The sequence below is a fragment of the Arenibacter sp. P308M17 genome, from assembly GCF_003426735.1.
GTDB lineage: Bacteria > Bacteroidota > Bacteroidia > Flavobacteriales > Flavobacteriaceae > Arenibacter.
The window spans coordinates 357296-377742 of sequence record NZ_QVON01000004.1 but is presented as its reverse complement, the minus strand read 5'-3'; the positions used below and the strand labels follow the sequence as shown (position 1 = coordinate 377742).

The 20447-nt window shown below is 42.9% G+C and carries 14 protein-coding genes and 2 riboswitches; all 14 genes read left to right on the top strand.

Annotation, left to right across the window (positions count from 1 at the left end; genetic code table 11):
• The first annotated feature begins 57 nt into the window (after positions 1–57).
• A riboswitch (SAM riboswitch) is annotated at positions 58–200 on the top strand.
• Positions 201–323: 123 nt separating this feature from the next.
• The 14 genes from D0S24_RS12390 (at position 324) to metH (ending at position 20311) form a co-directional block, all read left to right on the top strand.
• Entirely contained in the window at positions 324–1616 is a 1293-nt protein-coding gene (locus D0S24_RS12390; RefSeq protein ID WP_117020258.1) for an O-acetylhomoserine aminocarboxypropyltransferase/cysteine synthase family protein, read from the top strand.
• A gap of 143 nt (positions 1617–1759) precedes the next feature.
• Positions 1760–5146 carry a bifunctional aspartate kinase/homoserine dehydrogenase I gene (gene thrA / locus D0S24_RS12385; protein WP_117020160.1) on the top strand — a complete coding sequence of 1129 codons (3387 nt, stop codon included), beginning with the start codon at positions 1760–1762 and terminating at the stop codon, positions 5144–5146.
• A gap of 209 nt (positions 5147–5355) precedes the next feature.
• Positions 5356–6525 (top strand): PLP-dependent aspartate aminotransferase family protein, encoded by a 1170-nt coding sequence (locus D0S24_RS12380; RefSeq protein ID WP_117020159.1) that lies wholly within the window; start codon positions 5356–5358, stop codon positions 6523–6525.
• Between the two features lie 95 nt (positions 6526–6620).
• Entirely contained in the window at positions 6621–7031 is a 411-nt protein-coding gene (locus D0S24_RS12375; protein WP_117020158.1) for an Rrf2 family transcriptional regulator, read from the top strand.
• 365 nt (positions 7032–7396) lie between these two features.
• Positions 7397–7666 carry a DUF2061 domain-containing protein gene (locus D0S24_RS12370; protein ID WP_117020157.1) on the top strand — a complete coding sequence of 90 codons (270 nt, stop codon included), beginning with the start codon at positions 7397–7399 and terminating at the stop codon, positions 7664–7666.
• A 36-nt stretch (positions 7667–7702) separates the two neighbouring features.
• Positions 7703–8326 (top strand): phosphoadenosine phosphosulfate reductase family protein, encoded by a 624-nt coding sequence (locus D0S24_RS12365; protein ID WP_117020156.1) that lies wholly within the window; start codon positions 7703–7705, stop codon positions 8324–8326.
• Between the two features lie 121 nt (positions 8327–8447).
• Positions 8448–9347, top strand: coding sequence for a sulfate adenylyltransferase subunit CysD (cysD, locus tag D0S24_RS12360; RefSeq protein WP_117020257.1), 900 nt, complete (start codon positions 8448–8450; stop codon positions 9345–9347).
• Positions 9348–9476: 129 nt separating this feature from the next.
• Positions 9477–10724 (top strand): sulfate adenylyltransferase subunit 1, encoded by a 1248-nt coding sequence (locus D0S24_RS12355; RefSeq protein WP_117020155.1) that lies wholly within the window; start codon positions 9477–9479, stop codon positions 10722–10724.
• Between the two features lie 111 nt (positions 10725–10835).
• Positions 10836–12926: a HEPN domain-containing protein gene (locus D0S24_RS12350; RefSeq protein WP_117020154.1), complete on the top strand. Its 2091-nt coding sequence runs from the start codon at positions 10836–10838 to the stop codon at positions 12924–12926.
• Between the two features lie 2 nt (positions 12927–12928).
• Positions 12929–13762: a uroporphyrinogen-III C-methyltransferase gene (gene cobA / locus D0S24_RS12345; protein WP_117020153.1), complete on the top strand. Its 834-nt coding sequence runs from the start codon at positions 12929–12931 to the stop codon at positions 13760–13762.
• 75 nt (positions 13763–13837) lie between these two features.
• Positions 13838–14902, top strand: coding sequence for an NAD(P)/FAD-dependent oxidoreductase (locus D0S24_RS12340; protein WP_117020152.1), 1065 nt, complete (start codon positions 13838–13840; stop codon positions 14900–14902).
• Between the two features lie 165 nt (positions 14903–15067).
• A riboswitch (SAM riboswitch) is annotated at positions 15068–15221 on the top strand.
• Positions 15222–15601: 380 nt separating this feature from the next.
• Positions 15602–16621: a homocysteine S-methyltransferase family protein gene (locus D0S24_RS12335; RefSeq protein WP_117020256.1), complete on the top strand. Its 1020-nt coding sequence runs from the start codon at positions 15602–15604 to the stop codon at positions 16619–16621.
• Positions 16611–17552: a pyridoxal-phosphate dependent enzyme gene (locus tag D0S24_RS12330; RefSeq protein ID WP_117020151.1), complete on the top strand. Its 942-nt coding sequence runs from the start codon at positions 16611–16613 to the stop codon at positions 17550–17552. Before D0S24_RS12335 ends, D0S24_RS12330 begins: the two co-directional genes overlap by 11 nt.
• A gap of 44 nt (positions 17553–17596) precedes the next feature.
• Complete coding sequence (metH, locus tag D0S24_RS12325) at positions 17597–20311, top strand: methionine synthase (protein WP_117020150.1); 2715 nt, start codon at positions 17597–17599, stop codon at positions 20309–20311.
• The last annotated feature ends 136 nt before the right edge of the window (positions 20312–20447 follow it).

Sequence of the window (20447 nt, the reverse complement as noted above, 5' to 3'; positions counted from 1 at the left end):
GAAAAAAGAATTTTCCATACCTATATTTGCAGATCTAAAGTTCAAACACTTATTGAATTGTTATCAAGAAAGGTGGAGGGAATAGACCCTTTGAAGCCTTAGCAACCCTTTGATTATTTGTTAAAGAAGGTGCTAAATTCTACCTAAGTACTGGACCAGATTATTATGGTTTGTTTTACAGTATCCGTGGCAGATAACACTAAAGGTTACTTCTGTAGCTGATTTTCTTTTTAACTTTTTGATTTTATAATATTGCACCGTCCGCATTATTTGTTTTGGCTTTTTATTTTATCTATTTTAATAATTTAAAAAAACAAAAAATCATGAGTACTCAAAAATTTTCAACAAACGCTTTGCATGCCGGGCATGACACAAAATTAACAGCTGGTACCAGGGCGGTACCTATTTATCAGAGTACCGCTTATGTATTTAATAATACGGACCATGCGGCCAATCTTTTTAATCTTTCGGAGCCTGGCTTTATTTACACCAGACTGAACAACCCCACCAATGACATCTTGGAGCAGCGATTGGCGGCTTTGGAAGGCGGCCTTGCAAGTGTGGTTACCGCATCCGGTACGGCAGCTATCTCTACCGCTTTATTGGTGCTGCTTAGAACGGGAGATCATATTGTAGCCTCCAGTAGCCTTTATGGGGGCACCTATAACCTATTGGCGGTGACCTTGCCTAGATTGGGTATTACTACCACCTTTGTGGAGGCAGGGGATGAAGACAATTTTACCAATGCCATACAAGAGAATACCAGGGCCATTTTTGTGGAATCCCTTGGGAACCCAAAACTGGACGTATTGGATTTGAAGGCTATATCCGAAGTGGCCAAAAAGGCAAAAATACCTTTTATAGTGGATAATACGGTCGCTACAAGTGCTTTGGTAAAACCTATAGAGCACGGAGCCAACATAGTGATACATTCCCTTACAAAATATATAAATGGCAATGGTACTTCTATGGGGGGTGTCATTGTAGATGCCGGGACATTCGATTGGAGCAGTGGTAAATTTCCTGAGTTTACGGAGCCATCCCCAGGATACCATGGTTTGGTCTATCACGATGTCTTGGGTGCGGCAGCCTTCATTGCCAAAGTAAGGATTGAGGGTTTAAGGGACCTGGGTGCCGCCTTAAGCCCGTTTAATGCCTTTCAGATTATCCAAGGTTTGGAAACATTGGAACTGCGTATCAAAAAACACAGCGAGAATGCCTTGGAGTTGGCCAAATGGTTGCAGGATAGGAAGGAAGTGGCTTGGGTAAATTATCCAGGACTACCTTCGAGCCCTTATCATTCCTTGGCCAAGAAGTATCTTCCAAAGGGACAGAGCGGTATAGTGACCTTCGGGGTTAAGGGTGGATACGAATCGGCCAAAAAGGTGGTCGATGAAACCAAGCTGTTTTCCTTGCTGGCAAATATTGGGGATACCAAGTCTTTAATTATTCACCCTGCGAGCACCACCCACCAACAGTTGGATGATGAGGCCCAACAAACGACCGGGGTAACAAAAGATCTAATACGCCTATGTGTAGGCTTGGAGGATATTGAGGACATAAAAGCGGATCTGGTGCAGGCATTTTCAGTCATAGATAAATCCCTTTTAGCGTAATTATCATTTTATTTCCTTTTAAAGGCATTGACAAAAGAATAGGGGAGTGTGGCAATTAACGGGTATGATATCAATGCACTCCCTTATCATACTTATCTTCAATGACCGGGTTCTTTCAAGAAAATTACTAGTTTAAACAACCTATGTTACATCATCTTTCAATTAATAAATACCTTACCTATAGTGGCAAAACCTTGGATATTAAATTGTCCTACGAGCTCTTTGGCCAACCATTGCATTCCGCACCTATTATAATGGTGAACCATGCCCTTACGGGTAATTCCAATGTGGCAGGTGAACACGGCTGGTGGACCACCTTGATCGGAGAGGGCAAATGTATAGACACCAAGAAGTACACCATACTCTGCTTTAACATACCAGGAAATGGGTATGACGGGTTTGTAATAGATAATTATAAGGATTTTGTTGCCAAGGATATTGCAAAGATATTCCTTACTGGATTGGAGGCCTTAAAAATAAGTAAGCTTTATGCCCTTATAGGGGGTTCCTTAGGTGGGGGTATCGCTTGGGAAATGGCCGCTATTGATCCCCACCTAACGGAGCATCTTATTCCGGTGGCATCGGATTGGAAGTCTACGGACTGGCTTATTGCCAATTGTCAGATTCAGGAACAGTTCCTGGTGAACTCCAAGCAGCCCGTACATGATGCGCGTATGCATGCTATGCTCTGCTATAGGACACCGGAATCCTTTAAGGAGCGTTTTAAAAGAAGCACCAATGAGGAGCTGAAAGTCTTTAATGTAGAGAGTTGGCTAACGCACCATGGCAAAAAATTACAGGAACGATTTCAATTGTCGGCCTACAAGCTGATGAATCAACTGCTGAAGACCATTGATATCAATAGAAATGGGGAAGAGGCATTCATAAATCTTCAGAATAGCGATACCAATATTCACATTATAGGGGTAGATTCCGATCTTTTTTTTACGGCCCAAGAAAACAAGGATACCTTTAAGAAATTGGCCCAGGCCAACAGCAATGTAACCTATGGCGAGATACATTCCTTACATGGGCACGATGCCTTCCTGATCGAATTCAATCAGATGGAGGAGCTGTTAAAAGGAGTTTTTGAGCGCAATGGAAGGTCTAAAAAAATCAAGGTCCTAAAATTTGGGGGCAAATCATTGGCCAATGGAGAAGGATTGGATACAGTACTTCGGATAATTACGGACAAGGTTGCCGAAGGTGAAAGTATTGCCGTAGTGGTTTCGGCCAGGAACAAGGCCACGGACGAACTGGAAGCAATGCTGGACAAAGCCGCTAAAGGGTTGGATTATGTCAACGATTTTGAAGAATTTGAAAAATATCAAAAGTACACCTATGGCAATGTTAATCTTTCCGAAGAATTTCGGGGATTGGTAAAACTGTTCGAAGGGGTAGCACTATTGGGGGATTATAGCCCTAAGATAAAAGACCAGGTTTTGGCTTTTGGAGAATTACTTTCGGCAAAGTTGGTGACCAAATTGCTTATCGGGCGGGGTGTCAATGCCAAATTCATCGATTCCAGACAGCTCATTAAAACAGATTCAAATTTTGGGGACGCAAAGGTATTGGAGACCCTGTCCAAGGAAAATGTAAAAACAGGGTTCGGGAAATTGGACCTGGATGTTGTGCCGGTGACCACAGGGTTTATTGCCTCCAATGAACTTAATGAAACAACCACCTTGGGTAGAAATGGCAGTAATTACTCCGCCGCCTTGTTGGCCAATTACCTCAATGCTGCGGAATTGCAGAACTATACCCATGTAGATGGCATATTTACCGCCAACCCGGATTTGGTGCCGGAGGCAAAAAGAATTTCGGAACTTTCCTATAGCGAAGCCAATGAGTTGGCCAATTTTGGAGCCAATATCCTGCATGCCAAGACCATTATTCCATTAATAGAGAAGAATATTCCGTTACGGATACTAAATACCTTTAACAACGATAACGAGGGTACTTTGATCAGTGCCAGGACCAGTAAGGAAGGTATAAAGTCCTTGTCGGTCATAGAAAATATGGCATTGATCAATTTGGAAGGCCGTGGCCTATTGGGCAAGGTGGGGGTAGATGCCCGTATATTTAGGACTATGGGCAATAATAACATAAGTGTAAGTATTATTTCCCAAGGATCATCGGAAAGGGGGATCGGTCTAGTGGTCGACGCCAAAAATGCCAATTTGGCCAAGACTTCCCTGGAAGAGGAATTTCAGACCGATTTTAAATTGCAGGACATCAATAATATTACGGTGGTAGACCAAGTGTCCGTCATTTCCATAGTCGGACAGGACTTGAGTACATTTCATAAGCCCTTTAATGCCCTTATAAAGAACCAGGTGGTTCCTTTGTTGTTCAATAATACCATTTCTGGTAAGAATGTAAGTTTGGTGGTTAAAAAATCCGACCTGCACAAGGCCCTTAATGTAGTTCATGGCCAGATATTCGGGATAAGCAAAAAAGTAAATTTGGCTATTTTTGGGCATGGAAATGTGGGGGGGACCCTAATTGATCAAATTCTTAAATCCAATAAGACCATTGAAAAAAGAAAGGGCATCCATATCAATGTTTTTGCCGTTGCCAATTCCAAAAAAGTCCTATTGAATAAAAGTGGTATTTCCAAGAACTGGAAAAGCGCTATGGAAACCAAGGCGGTACCCTATACGTTAAACGATATTTTTAAGTATGCCAAGGATAATCATTTGGAGAACCTGATTTCGGTAGACAATACTGCCAATGAGGAATTTGTGGCCTCCTATTTTGATTTTGTGGATAACGGTTTTGATCTGGTTTCGTCCAATAAGATTGCCAATACCTTGGGCTTCGATTATTACCAGTTGCTTAGGGAGGAACTTGCCAAACATCAAAAGCAGTACTTATATGAAACCAATGTGGGCGCTGGACTGCCATTAATAGATACCATTAAATTGTTACATCTTTCGGGAGAGAATATTACAAGGATAAAAGGGGTTTTCTCCGGATCCTTAAGTTATATTTTCAATACTTTTTCGGAAAAGGATACTTCATTCTCCGTAATTTTAAAAGAGGCGATGCACTTGGGGTATACCGAACCGGATCCGCGGGAAGATCTTTCCGGTAACGATGTGGGAAGGAAATTGCTCATTTTGGCCAGGGAGCTGGATCTTAGCAATGAGTTCTCCGATATTCAAATCGAAAATTTAATTCCGGAGTCGCTCCAAAAGGGTGATGTAAAAGGCTTTTTGGAACAATTGGATATTTTGGATGTGAAATTCAACAAAATAAAGGAGGCGCAAAAACCAGGTCATGTTTTGCGCTATGTAGGCGACCTTTCAGGGGACTTGCAAAAGGAAAAAGGGAAATTGGAGGTAAAATTGATCTCGGTTCCCAAAGAAAGTGCGCTTGGACAAATAAAGGGATCCGATTCCATTATTGAAATATACACGGAGTCCTATGGGCAGCATCCTTTGGTAATCCAAGGTGCAGGGGCCGGTGCTGCGGTAACGGCCAGGGGTGTTTTCGGGGATATTTTGCGCATTGCGGAAAAGGGTTAGTTTTTAGTGGCTTCGGCGCGGCCTGTCTGCCGAGAGGCAGGCTCGGCCACCGTTGATATTCGGGAATTGATCCTAGTCGAAATCGGATCAGTTTGTAGCGCCGCTACACCAATTTCAATATACACTCCTATGGGGATAGTTAAAAAAATAAACCAAGGCTTATCCATTGTAATGGAGGTCAAAAGAATTAGTTAGATAGATCAGAAATAATGAAGAAGAATTTTAAATTTGAAACGGATGCGATACGCACCCAAACGGAGCGCACCCAGTTTTTGGAGCATTCCACACCTATGTATTTAACCTCTAGTTTTATCTTCGAGGATGCGGAAGACATGCGTGCCTCCTTTGCGGAAGAAAAGGAACGCAATATTTATTCACGGTATAGCAATCCCAATTCTTCCGAGTTTATAGAAAAGGTATGCAAGATGGAGGGGGCCGAGGATGGATTTGCCTTTGCATCGGGTATGGCGGCCGTGTTTTCAACTTTTGCTGCGCTGTTGGACAGTGGGGATCACATTATTTCTTCTAGAAGTATTTTTGGATCTACCCATAGTTTGTTTGCCCAGTTTTTTCCAAAATGGAATGTTTCCACCAGTTATTTTAAGATAGACGAGCTGGATAAATTGGAGGAATTGCTCACTCCAAATACCAAAATTATCTATGCGGAAACTCCTACCAATCCAGGAGTGGATGTTTTGGACTTGGAGGAATTGGGCCGATTTGCCAAGAAACATAATTTGATCTATATCATAGATAACTGTTTTGCTTCGCCCTATTTACAACAGCCTATTAAATATGGGGCCGATTTGGTCATCCATTCCGGAACAAAATTAATGGACGGTCAAGGCAGGGTGTTGGCCGGTATTACAGTGGGTAGCAAGGCTTTGATAGATAAAGTGTACCGTTTCTCGAGGATTACTGGCCCTTCCTTGTCGCCCTTTAATGCTTGGGTACTGTCCAAAAGTTTGGAAACTTTGGCGCTACGAGTGGATAGACATTGTGAAAATGCATTGAAGTTGGCCGAATTCTTGGAAGGACACCCCAAGGTAAATTGGGTAAAATATCCCTTCTTAAAATCGCACCCAAAATATGAAGTGGCCAAGAAACAGATGAAGGCTGGGGGATGCGTGGTAGCCTTTGAAGTAAAGGGAGGGGTCGAGGCCGGACAAAAATTCTTCAACGCTATAAAAATGTTGTCCTTGTCCGCTAATTTGGGGGACTCTAGAAGTATAGTTACACATCCTGCCTCTACTACACATAGTAAATTGACCATGGAGGAAAGGTTGGCTTCCGGAATCTCGGATGGTACCGTACGGGTTTCGGTAGGCTTGGAGCATATAGATGATATTATTGCAGATATTGAACAAGCCCTGGGATAGGCATAATTCTGGCTGTTTTGAAGTTGATTTGCACCTAATATTGTAAAATTGGGGCGTGCTATATTGCGAATGTTAATTTTCCTTATCTTCGCTGCATGCTTTCCAAAAAGACAAAATACGGATTAAAGGCACTCACCTTTTTGGCTTCCCAAGAAGGACGTGTACCAGTTCAAATATCCGAAATAGCGAAACATGAGAATATTTCCCAAAAGTTTCTGGAGAGTATTCTTCTCACTTTGAGAAAAACAGGTCTTCTGGGTTCCAAAAAGGGAAAAGGCGGGGGCTATTACCTTATTAAGGATCCCAAGGATATTCCAATGACCACGGTCATGAGGGTGTTGGAAGGTCCTATAGCTATGGTACCCTGCGTTAGTTTGAACTTCTACGAGAAATGTGAGGATTGTCCCGATGAGGCCAGCTGTTCCGTACATAAATTAATGCTACAGGTCAGGGACAGTACCCTCGACGTTTTTAGAAACAACACCCTTGCCGATCTGGTTCCTTAAGGGTGAAATGGTATTTTTTAGATTTGTTCTTAAATCTAGTGGAATACCTCCAGAATGCAAGGAGATATTATTTAGTTAGAGGTTGAAACCCTGCTCCCGATTGTTAACGGGACTAGTTACTATAAATTTTGGGTATCCAAAGATAAGAATGGAATCCATTTTTTTGCCAGCTGTAAACTGCCACTGCCAGCTTTTCTCCCGGCAAGGGCAGGCAGGCATGTAATCTGATTGCATAGTGTAGTAATCTACTAAACTTATAGGTTAAATTAAATTTAACGATTTTTTTTATTGTTTTTAAACGATTTATTTCTATTTTTGCTTACTCTATTAAATCGATAGGATAATAAATTTAAGTTTTTTGTTATATGATTGCCGAACAATTAGTTGCAAATAATGATTCAAGTACCTTAAAGAAAAGCTATAAGGCCGACAAGTCTTCCGAAAATCCAAAAAGGAGTATTGCCAAATCTATTAGTTGGAGAATTATTGGAACCTTGGATACCATTCTGATTTCTTGGATCGTTACAGGGACATTGTCGGTGGCATTTTCAATAGGGGTTGTAGAGTTGTTCACCAAGATGTTGTTGTATTTCTTTCATGAAAGAATCTGGAACAAGATTAGATGGGGAAAGTAAAACGGTAAATTCACACTTATTAAAGAATAGGGGACAATGGCATATACGGAGCAGCAAATACATAAATTGAACCAACAATTTAAGGGGATACCACCAGAGGAAATAATTTCTTGGGCCATACAGTCGGCCGAGAGGCCTTTGGTGACCACAAATTTTCGTCCCTACGAGGTGGCCATTTTGCATGCGGTCACTGATGTTTCCCCCCATATCCCTGTTGTTTGGTGCGACACAGGTTATAACACGCCCAATACATATAAACATGCCGAAGCGCTAATTGCCAGATTGCATTTAAATGTAAAATTATATGTACCAAAACAGACTTCCTCTCACAGGGATGCTGTAATGGGGATTCCAGGGATAGACGATCCCAGGCATCAGCTTTTTACGGAACAGGTAAAATTGGAGCCGTTCAGAAGGGCTATGGAAGAGCACAAGCCGGATGTATGGTTTACGAATCTACGCCAGGGCCAGACAGCCCTGAGGGATTCCTTGGATATTTTAAGTTTAAGCAAGGACGGGGTTTTAAAAGTGAGTCCTTTTTACCATTATAGCGATAGTCAATTGGATGCCTACCTCACGGATAGGAATTTGCCCAATGAGCATAAATATTTTGACCCCACCAAGGTTTTGGAAAACCGGGAATGTGGATTGCATACCTAAGAGAGGAATAATAACAATCGGTGAATGATCCCTTTGGGAAAAGCCGATTAAATACAGAATTATTGTGAGCATTGTAGAATCAGAATTGGAAACATTAGTAGGCGTGAACGAATCGAATGAATTGGAAGTATTGAACAATAATGCTTTGGAAAACGAAGCCATTTATATTTTAAGGGAAGTAGCCGCTCAATTTGAAAAGCCAGTGTTGCTTTTTTCTGGAGGTAAAGACTCCATCACTTTGGTGAGATTGGCGCAGAAGGCCTTTTTTCCGGCTAAGATACCTTTCCCTTTAATGCATATAGATACGGGACATAATTTTCCGGAGACTATCGCCTTTAGGGATAAATTGGTCAAAGAATTGGGAGTGGAGTTAATAGTCCGCAATGTTCAGGATTCCATAGATCAGGGAAAAGTTGTGGAAGAAACAGGTAAATACTCCAGTAGGAATATGTTGCAGACCACCACTTTACTGGATGCCATTGAGGAATTTAAGTTCGATGCCTGTATCGGTGGGGCAAGAAGGGATGAAGAAAAGGCACGTGCCAAAGAGCGTATCTTCTCGGTTCGTGACGATTTTGGTCAGTGGGATGAAAAAAACCAGCGTCCGGAATTGTTCGATATGTTGAACGGTCAGATCGAATTGGGACAGAACGTAAGGGTTTTCCCAATAAGCAACTGGACGGAATTGGATGTTTGGAGCTATATTCAGAAAGAGGAAATAGAAATACCTTCCATCTATTTTGCCCACAAAAGAAAGATATTCCTTAGGGACGGATTTATATGGTCGGCAGAAGATGATGTGGTTTTCCGTGCCGAGGATGAAAAAGTGGAGGAGCGTATGGTTCGGTTCAGGACCGTTGGGGATATGAGTTGTACCTCCGCGGTACTTTCCCATGCGGACACCATTGAAAAGGTGGTAGGTGAAATCAGGGAATCCAAGATTTCCGAAAGGGGGGCAAGGATAGATGATAAGCGTTCCGAAGCCGCGATGGAGAAAAGAAAACAACAGGGATATTTTTAAAAGCCCGCTAACCCCCAAAATGGGAATAAACCGTGGGGCTAAATAGAAAATAGAAATTAAGGGAATTATTAACAATTAAAACAACTCCGAGTAAGAGTTCCTCCCTTTTGGGGAGGTCAGGAGGGGCTTATGGAAGTACTAAAAATAGCAACAGCAGGAAGTGTAGATGACGGTAAGAGTACCTTGATCGGAAGATTGCTGTACGATACCAAATCGCTGACCGATGATAAGTTGGAGGCCATTGAAAAAACATCCAAACAAAAAGGATATGACTATCTGGATTTCTCCTTGGCCACTGATGGCTTGGTGGCGGAAAGGGAACAGGGAATTACCATAGATGTGGCCCATATCTACTTCTCTACGCCCAATAAGAGTTATATCATTGCGGATACTCCGGGACATGTGGAATATACCCGTAACATGGTTACCGGTGCTTCTACCTCCCAAGCTGCCATTATTTTGATCGACGCCAGAAAAGGAGTGATAGAACAGACCAATAGACACTTTTTTATCAATAATTTATTAAGGATCAAAGATGTTATAGTGGCCATTAATAAAATGGACTTGGTGGATTATTCCGAAGAAAGGTATAATGGAATCAAGGCCGATTTTGAACAATTGATGAGCAAGCGCGATTACCAGGATCAGAAAATTACCTTTATTCCGGTTAGTGCGCTTAAGGGGGATAATGTGGTAAACAGGTCGGAAAAGATGGCCTGGTATAAAGGACAGACCCTATTGGAACATTTTGAGAAATTGGATAGAAAGGATATCTACAACATAGGTACCCCTAGGTTTCCGGTGCAGTATGTGATACGTCCCAAGACGGCGGAATTCCATGATTTTAGGGGATTTGCCGGAAAAGTATATGGCGGCGAGCTAAGTGTTGGGGATGAGGTAGTGGTGTTGCCATCCATGACCAGGTCCAGGATCAAGGACATTTATTTTTACAACAAAAAATATAAAACGGCAACCAGGCGTACTTCGGTAACCATAACCTTAGAAGATGAGATCAATGTAAGTAGGGGGGATATGTTGGTGAAGGCGGGTGATTTGCCCACTATTGACAAGCAATTTACGGCAACGGTGTCGTGGATGGATTCACAGAAATTGACCGTGGGAAGCAAATATGTAGTGCAGCACGGGGTAAATAAGGTTTTGGCCAAGGTAGAGAACATTCACCATAAGATCCATCCGGATTACTCGGGCATCGATACGTCTATCACTGCCTTGGGAATGAACGATATAGCACAGGTTACTTTTAGATTGAACAAGCCTATTTTTTACGATTCCTTCAAGAATCACAGAACCAATGGCTCTTTTATCCTAATCGATAATCAGTCCAATACAACTGCAGGGGTAGGTTTTATAAATTAACCCGCCTTCCGTCCCTAAGGGTCGGAGTTGTTGCCAGTTTAACCTATTACTCCTATGGGATAAAGCTATAGGAAAATTAAAAATCATTTTGAATAATAAAATATAAGTAGCATGCGGTCTTTTAGAACAGAAGTGGAAAACCCGATTGTAGAACAGGACATCATAGCATTGGAAGCTAAGATCCGTGAATTTCAAGGAGGTAGTTTGGATGAGGAAAAATTTCGTAGCCTAAGATTGGCAAGAGGAATTTATGGACAGAGACAACCCGGGGTCCAAATGATCCGTATCAAATTGCCCTATGGAAAAGTGAGTTCGCAGCAGTTGAGAAGGATATGTGACGTTTCCGAGGAATACTCTACGGGCCGACTCCATATTACTACCCGTCAGGATATACAGATCCATTATGTGGACATTAACCGTACACCGGAATTATGGGCCCAATTGGAACAGGACGATATTACCATTAGGGAAGCATGTGGAAATACGGTGCGTAACGTAACGGCAAGTGAAACTGCAGGAATAGATGTGAACGAGCCTTTTGATGTTTCCCCATATGCCCATGCACTTTTCCAATACTTTTTAAGAAACCCTATAAGTCAGGAGATGGGCAGGAAGTTTAAAGTTTCCTTTTCGTCATCCGATGAGGATACCGGTCTTTCCTATATGCACGATCTTGGGTTTATAGCCAAAATAGAAAATGGAGTTAGGGGATTTAAGGTTCTTTTGGGCGGTGGATTGGGATCACAACCCAGACATGCCGACCTAATTTATCCCTTTCTAGCTGCGGACAGGATTATTCCGTTAATGGAGGGGGTAGTTCGTGTTTTTGACCGATTTGGAGAAAGGAAAAGTAGGGCAAAGGCAAGGATGAAATTCTTGTTAAAGGACATTGGCCTGGACGGATTTAAACAATTGTTGGAAGAAGAGCAATTGGCAATACCTTTCCAAGCGTATCCAATAGATGCCGATGCCTATCCAAAGGTAAATATTGCCGAAAATAATGCTCAGGAAGTTAATATTACAGACCAAAAGGCCTTCGAGAAATGGAAATCCACCAACCTGGTGCCTCAAAAACAACAGGGATATGTTGCCATTGGGATAAAAGTATTATTAGGGGATTTTTATATAGATAAGGCCAGACAATTAGCCGATCTGGTAGAAAAATATGCTGCCGGTGAAATTAGATTGAGCTTACGTCAAAATATATTGATTCCCTACGTTAAGGAATCCTTGGTTCCCTTCTTTTATCAAGAATTGGAAAAATTGGGATTTGCCGAAGTGGGGTATAATAAGGCATTGGACATTACCGCCTGTCCTGGTACGGATACCTGTAATTTAGGGATTGCCAGTAGTACAGGAATTGCAGATGAATTGGAAAGGGTAATCAAGGCAGAATACCCGCATTATATGGATAACCCGGATGTGGTCATAAAAATAAGCGGATGTATGAATGCCTGCGGGCAGCACAATATGGCCAATATTGGCTTTCAGGGAATGTCCGTTAGAACAAAGGATAAATTGGTAGCCCCAGCACTTCAGGTGCTTTTGGGAGGTGGTAATTTTGGAAATGGAAACGGACGCTTTGCGGATAAAGTAATTAAGATACCCAGTAAAAGAGGACCCGAGGCACTTAGGTCTATTTTAGATGATTACGATGCCAATGGTAATGGTAAGTCGTTTGTGGATTATTATGAAGAAAAGGGCCAAATGTATTTTTATGATTTTCTAAAGCCTCTGTCCGATGTGGATAACCTAGCGGCATCCGATTTTATTGATTGGGGTGCCTCGGAAAAATACGAGCAGGCCATTGGTGTTGGGGAATGTGCCGGAGTGGTAATCGATTTAATCGCCACTTTGTTGTTTGACAGTGAGGAAAAGATAGAAACGGCAAAACTGAATTTGGAAGAGGGCAAATGGGCAGCCAGTATCTATCATTCCTATTCATCAATGGTAAATACGGCCAAGGCTTTATTGACTGCCGAAAATACCAAGGTAAATACCCATATCAGTATCATAAAGGATTTTGATGAGCTGTTTGTAGCCTCAGGTAAATTTAATTTGGATCAGAGCTTTGAAAAAATGGTACTTCAATTAAAGCGGAACGAACCAACTGAAGCCTTTGCAAAATCGTATTTACAGGATGCCGAGAAGTTTTTGTTGAATGTGGAAGCTTACAGAAAATTGGAATTGACAAACGTATAACCATGATTAATAGGGTAAATAATGTTCACGTTGACGCCAAAGTGGTATTTCCCGATTCCGATCGGGAAGCCACGGACCTGGGCAGGTTGACCGTTGTGGGAGCTGGACCTGGCGATGTGGAGTTGATAACGCTTAAGGCTATTAAGGCCTTGCAGGCGGCAAACGTGGTATTGTACGATGCCCTTGTGGACGTAGCCTTATTGGGGTATGCTCCAAATGCCGAACATATTTTTGTAGGAAAGAGAAAAGGCTGCTATGCCTATCAACAGGAACAGATAAACGATCTTATTGTTGATAGGGCCAAAACCCATGGACATGTGGTGAGGTTGAAAGGTGGGGATCCTTTTGTCTTTGGTAGAGGGGCGGAAGAAATGGAATATGCGGCCAGTAAAGGTGTAAAAGTGGCCATGGTGCCTGGAATTTCTTCCTCGGTAGCCGTACCCGCTTCCCAAAACATTCCCGTTACCAAAAGGGGTGCGGCCGAAAGTTTTTGGGTAATCACGGGGACTACCAAAAATCACAAGCTGTCCGCAGATGTGGCCTTGGCGGCTAAATCCCATGCTACCATAGTTATTTTGATGGGAATGGGGAAACTTGCGGAAATCGTTGAGCTGTTTAAACAGGAGGATAAGGTTGATATGCCTATTGCGATTATTCAAAACGGTACTCGCGAAGATGAAAAGGTGGGTATCGGTACCATAGGTAACATAGAGCAAATAGTGGAACAGTATCAATTGAGCAATCCGGCCATTATTGTTGTTGGGGAAGTTGTAAATCACAGATCTGCCGTATTGAATTATGCCCAGGCATTTCAGGAACATCCAGAGGAATTATAAATAAATAAAAGAAACCTATTTAAAATAGGTTGGGAGACAGAGGTATTTATATAATTAGGAATTAATCTAAGTAGAATGATAAAGACAGATATACTTATTATTGGAGCAGGTCCAACAGGGTTGTTCACGGTTTTTGAAGCGGGATTGTTGAAATTGAAGACGCATCTTATAGATGCCTTGCCCCAACCTGGGGGACAATGTTCGGAAATTTATCCTAAGAAGCCTATTTATGATATTCCAGCGTTCCCGGAAATTCTTGCAGGGGATTTGGTCAAGAACCTGATGCAGCAAATCCAGCCCTTCGAACCCGGATTCACTTTGGGCGAGAGAGCTGAAACTTTGGATAAATTGGATGATGGTTCCTTTGTAGTAACCACTAATGAAGGAACAAAACATCATGCCCCTGTAGTGGTCATTGCCGGCGGATTGGGCTCTTTTGAGCCTAGAAAACCTTTGATTCCCAATTTGGTGGATTTTGAGGATAAGGGCGTATCCTATATCATTAAAGACCCTGAAGTATACAGGAACAAGAAGGTGGTTATTTCCGGAGGTGGCGATTCTGCCCTGGATTGGGCAATATTCCTGTCCGATGTGGCCGCGGAAGTATCCTTGGTACATAGAAGAAATGAATTTAGGGGAGCTTTGGATTCTGTGGAAAAGGCTGCCGATTTGGCCAAGCTGGGAAAAATTAAACTATTTACCGAAGCTGAGGTGGTTAAATTGTACGGAGACGATAGTCTGGAAGCCGTTGTAGTTAAGCACAATGATGAGTCTAAGGGCGAAACCTATGTGGAAGCCGATAATTTTATTCCTTTGTTTGGACTTTCCCCAAAATTGGGACCTATTGGCGATTGGGGACTTGAAATAGAGAAAAATGCGATCAAGGTAAACAATGCCTACGATTATCAGACCAATATTCCTGGAGTTTACGCTATTGGGGATGTAAACACCTATCCAGGTAAGCTTAAATTAATATTGTCCGGGTTCCATGAAGCTGCCGTGATGTGCCAAAGTGCTTATCAATTGATCAATCCTGGAAAGCGTTATGTAATGAAATATACCACTGTTGGTGGGGTGGAAGGATTTGATGGTAGTAAGAAGGAAGCCAAAAAAGAAGTAGTTCAAAGTATTTTGGCCTAACTATAGATCTAGACCAGTATTTTAGCCTGCCAGATCTGTAAATCTGGCAGGTTATATTTTGCCGTACTGTTCCTGAATTTTTGGGATCAGTAAAATAAAGTAGTGTTTCCTTGCTTTTAAGGGCACTGTTGCGTTACTTTGCACTTAGTTCATTATCAATTTGAAACGTTATCAAGAAAGGTGGAGGGACTAGACCCGGTGAAGCCTTAGCAACCCTTTTTCCCAGTCGAAAACTTTCGGGAAGGATAAAGAAGGTGCTACGTTCTAATCCTATATTTTATTCTATTTGTTTAGAATTTCATTTGGGAATAGATAACATAAAGAAAGACACAGGTCCAAAACTTTTCCTTACTTGATTTTATTAATTTTTTTGATACCGATAACGGGGTTGTAATCCTTTGTTTTTCGGGTGTCAATTTTCTAATTTTGTGGTCCCATATATTTAGGGCTATTATAAGAAGGTATCTTGGTTTGCACGAAAGCGGGCAAGCATTTATGAAATGAGCATGACCAAAATTTGGTCGCCAGCCCGAAAGATTCATTCTGGCGGGCAAGCACAAATGAAGATATGCGAATTACACCCGCCTGTCCGCCCGTTCCGGTACGGACGGGAACGATGTAGTCGGGCAGGTATGACCGCTAAAAAACCCGTCCGTAACGGCACGGGCGGACAATAAATATTTACATATGAAAAGTAATATGAAGAATATTCAGGACGTACTCAAGGAAAGGATTTTGGTGTTGGACGGTGCCATGGGAACTATGCTTCAAAGGTATAAGTTTAACGAGGAAGATTTTAGGGGAGAACGGTTTAAGGATTGGGAACATCCCTTACAGGGAAATAATGATCTATTGTCCCTTACCCAGCCAGAGGCTATTGCCGAGATACACCGTCAGTATTTTGCCGCAGGGGCAGATATTGTAGAGACCAATACTTTTTCTGGCACCACCATTGCCATGGCGGACTATCATATGGAAGATTTGGTCTACGAATTAAATTATGAGTCGGCTAAAATAGCAAAGGCGGTCGCCGATGAATTTACGGCCAAAGAGCCCGAAAAACCACGCTTTGTTGCCGGGAGCATCGGGCCTACCAATAAAACCGCCAGTATGTCCCCAGATGTGAACGATCCAGGTTTTAGGGGGGTTTCCTTTGAAGAACTTCGGGTAGCCTATAAACAACAGGTGGAGGCCCTTTTGGATGGGGGAGTGGATATTTTATTGGTAGAGACCATCTTTGATACCCTTAATGCCAAGGCGGCGCTCTTTGCCATTGAAGAGGTCAAGGAAGAACGAAACATAGAGGTTCCTATTATGGTGAGCGGTACCATAACCGATGCTTCGGGCAGAACCTTGTCCGGCCAAACCGCTGAAGCCTTTTTGATATCCATAAGCCATATTCCCATTTTATCGGTAGGATTCAACTGTGCTTTGGGAGCTAATCAGTTGGTACCCCATTTGGAGGTGCTCTCCAGTAAAACGGAACATGCCGTTTCTGCCCATCCCAATGCAGGATTGCCCAATGCCTTTGGGGAATATGACGAAACACCGGAGGAAATGGCCGCCCAGATCAGGGAATATGTAGAAAAGGGCTTGGTAAATATTATTGGGGGATGTTGTGGTACCACTCCCGAGCATATAAAGGCAATGGTCGATGTGGTTAAAGATTATCCTCCTAGAATCCTAAATACCTTAGAAGCACATAATCATGATACCTAATAGGCAAATGGTTCTTGAGGCGGGTAATAGGGTTGCCCCCTTTGTTCATAGAACCCCGGTGCTTACCTCCCGTTTGTTGAATGAATTGGCCGGAGCGGAGGTTTACTTTAAATGCGAAAACCTTCAAAAAATGGGTGCTTTTAAAATGAGGGGCGCTATCAATGCCATTCTGCAATTGAGTGAGGCCCAGAAAAAGGCAGGGGTGGTAACCCACTCATCAGGAAATTTTGGGCAGGCCCTGGCCTTGGCGGCCAAGAACTTGGGAGTAAATGCCTTCATAGTGATGCCATCCAGCGCCCCGGCCGTAAAAATTGAGGCAGTAAAGGCCTATGGAGGGTTGGTTATCATTACGGAGCCTACCTTGGAAGCTAGGGAAAGATCTGCAGTATCCATTGTTGCCGAAAAGGGAGCTGTTTTTTTACACCCTTCCAATGATTTGAATGTAATTGTGGGGCAGGGAACGGCGGCATTGGAACTATTTCAGGACCAACCTGGTCTGGAATACATTATGGGCCCGGTAGGAGGAGGTGGCCTCATTGCCGGTACGGCATTGGCCGCCCATTATCTTGGAAATAACTGTAAGGTTGTTGGCGGGGAGCCTAAAGAAGCGGATGACGCCTATAGGGCTTTTAAGAGTGGAAAAATAGAGTACAATAAATCGGTGGATACCATTGCGGACGGACTTAAAACTAACTTGGGGGATATTAATTTTCCCATTATCATGGAATTGGTCTCCGAAATAATTAGAGTAGAGGAAGAGGAAATTATCAGCGCCATGAAATTAATTTGGGAGCGGATGAAGTTGGTAATAGAACCGTCCAGTGCGGTGCCTTTTGCCGCCTTGTTAAAAGAAGGTAAAAAGTTTAAAAATAAAAAGGTAGGGATCATTCTCTCAGGAGGCAATGTAGAACTAACAAATTTGCCATTTTAGGGACACGGTTGGGTGTTTATAATGTCGAGGTCAATATAAAAGTAATGAGCAATATAACGGATAAGGAACAACATAGTACAAAACGGTTTTTAAAACTCTCCGGCTTGGAACCTTTGGTGATAACTCCAGAAAGCAATTTTGTAAATATAGGGGAGCGTACCAATGTGGCGGGTTCCAAAAAATTCCTCCGACTGGTAAAGGAGGAGAAGTTTGAGGAGGCTCTGGATATAGCTCGAGAGCAGGTAGAAGGGGGAGCGCAGATCATTGATGTCAATATGGACGATGGTCTTATTGATGGAAAGGAGGTTATGGTAAAGTTCTTGAACCTTATTGTGGCCGAACCGGATATTGCCCGGGTCCCTATCATGATCGATAGCTCCAAATGGGACATAATAGAGGCAGGTCTGCAGGTAGTACAGGGAAAATGTGTGGTGAATTCCATAAGCCTTAAGGAAGGGGAGGAAGAGTTTATAAGGCATGCCAAATTGATCAGGCGTTACGGGGCAGCAGTTATTGTTATGGCCTTTGATGAGGTTGGGCAGGCCGATAATTATGAAAGGCGATTGGAAATTTCCAAACGCTCTTATGATATATTGGTCCATAAGGTAGGATTCCCGCCAGAGGATATCATATTCGATTTAAATATATTTCCCGTGGCAACGGGAATGGACGAGCACAAATTAAATGCGATCGACTTCATAAAGGCCACGGCCTGGGTAAAGGAAAACCTGCCTTTTTGCAGTGTTAGTGGAGGGGTAAGTAATGTATCCTTTAGTTTTAGGGGAAACAATCCCGTACGGGAAGCCATGCACTCCGTCTTTCTTTATCATGCCATAAAGGCGGGAATGAACATGGGAATTGTAAACCCCAGTATGCTCGAAGTCTATGATGATATTCCCAAGGATCTTTTGGAACATGTGGAGGATGTTATCCTCAACCGAAGGGAAGATGCCACGGAGCGATTATTGGACTTTGCAGAAACTGTAATCGGTAAGGAGAAAGAAAATAAGATAGACCTTTCTTGGAGGGATGAACCCTTACAAAATAGGATTACCCGTGCCTTGGTGAAAGGGATAGATCAATATGTTGTAGAGGATGTTGAAGAGGCCCGTCTAAGTGTTAAAGCGCCAATAGAAGTGATAGAGGGGCACTTAATGACCGGAATGAACGTGGTGGGGGATCTTTTTCAAAGTGGTAAGATGTTCTTGCCCCAGGTGGTGAAATCGGCCCGGGTCATGAAAAAGGCCGTGGCTTATCTATTGCCTTTTATTGAAGAGGAGAAACTTAAAAATCCTCAGCCGGAAGGAAGCAGCTCGTCTGCGGGAAAAATACTCATGGCTACCGTAAAAGGTGACGTACACGATATAGGAAAAAATATAGTGAGTGTAGTCCTTGCCTGTAACAATTACGAGATCGTAGATTTGGGAGTAATGGTCCCCCCGGAGAAGATTATAAATGCTGCCAAGGAAGAAAATGTGGATATTATAGGGCTGAGCGGGCTTATAACCCCATCCTTGGATGAAATGGTCTTTTTGGCCAAGGAGATGGAGCGGCAAAACTTTACGGTTCCCCTGCTTATTGGGGGTGCCACCACCAGTAAGGCGCATACGGCCGTTAAAATAGATCCCCAGTACAAAAGTGCCGTAGTACACGTAAATGATGCTTCCAGGGCCGTTACAGTGGTGGGCGATCTGCTACAAAAGGAATCGTCCAATAAATATAAGGAAGGCATTAAATTGGATTATGCCGACTTTAGACAAAAATTCCTTAGCAGGGGGAAGCACAAGGAATATTTGACCCTTGGGGAAGCTAGGAAAAATAAATATCGGTTGGATTGGTCAAAGGCCAAAATCACAGTACCCAAGATTTTGGGGATCCAAATGATCGAGGATTTTGACCTGAGGGAATTGGTGCCGTATATAGATTGGTCCCCTTTCTTTAGAAGTTGGGAACTGCATGGCAAATACCCGGATATTTTGGAAGATGGGATAGTGGGAAAGCAGGCAACCGAGCTTTTTGCAGATGCCAAGGCTATGATGAAGAAGATTTTGGACGGTAAGCTGTTCAAAGCAAAGGCCATTTTCGGATTGTTTCCTGCCAATACCATTAATGATGACGATATAGCGCTTACCCATAATGGAGAGGAGATTATCTTTAGGACATTGCGGCAACAGGCTAAAAAATATGCAGGGAAACCCAATTTTGCGTTATCCGATTTTATTGCCCCCAAAGAAAGTGGTCTGCAGGATTACATGGGTTGTTTTTGCGTGTCTACCGGCTTTGGTACGGATGAACTGGCAGAAGGTTACCGTAAAAATTTGGACGACTATAACAGTATAATGGTCAAGGCACTCGCAGACCGTTTTGCCGAGGCCTTCGCAGAATATCTGCATAGGGAAGTAAGGACCAACCATTGGGGTTATGCTAAAGATGAAGGGCTAAGCAATGAGGAGTTGATCAAGGAATCCTATATAGGGATAAGGCCTGCACCTGGTTATCCTGCCTGTCCGGACCACTTGGAAAAACTGACCTTGTGGAAATTAATGGAGGTGAAGGAAAAGATAGGGGTAGTATTGACAGATAGTTTGGCCATGTGGCCTGCTGCCAGTGTAAGTGGATATTATTTTGGCAGCCCTGAGGCCCGGTATTTTGGAGTAGGTAAAATAAAGGAAGACCAAGTGGCCGACTTTGCAGCGAGAAAGGGGATGCCCTTGGAAGAGGCAACCCGATGGTTGGCACCCAATATTGCCGATGATTAGTGGCCTGGACCTGCAAGGTTTTCAAAACCTTGCAGGTCCAGGCTCTAGGTCCAGGCCTCGAAATGAAATGAAAAATGGATATTGGACAATGATTCCCATGTATAGGGGAAGGACTTTGCAGCAGGGATAGGAACGA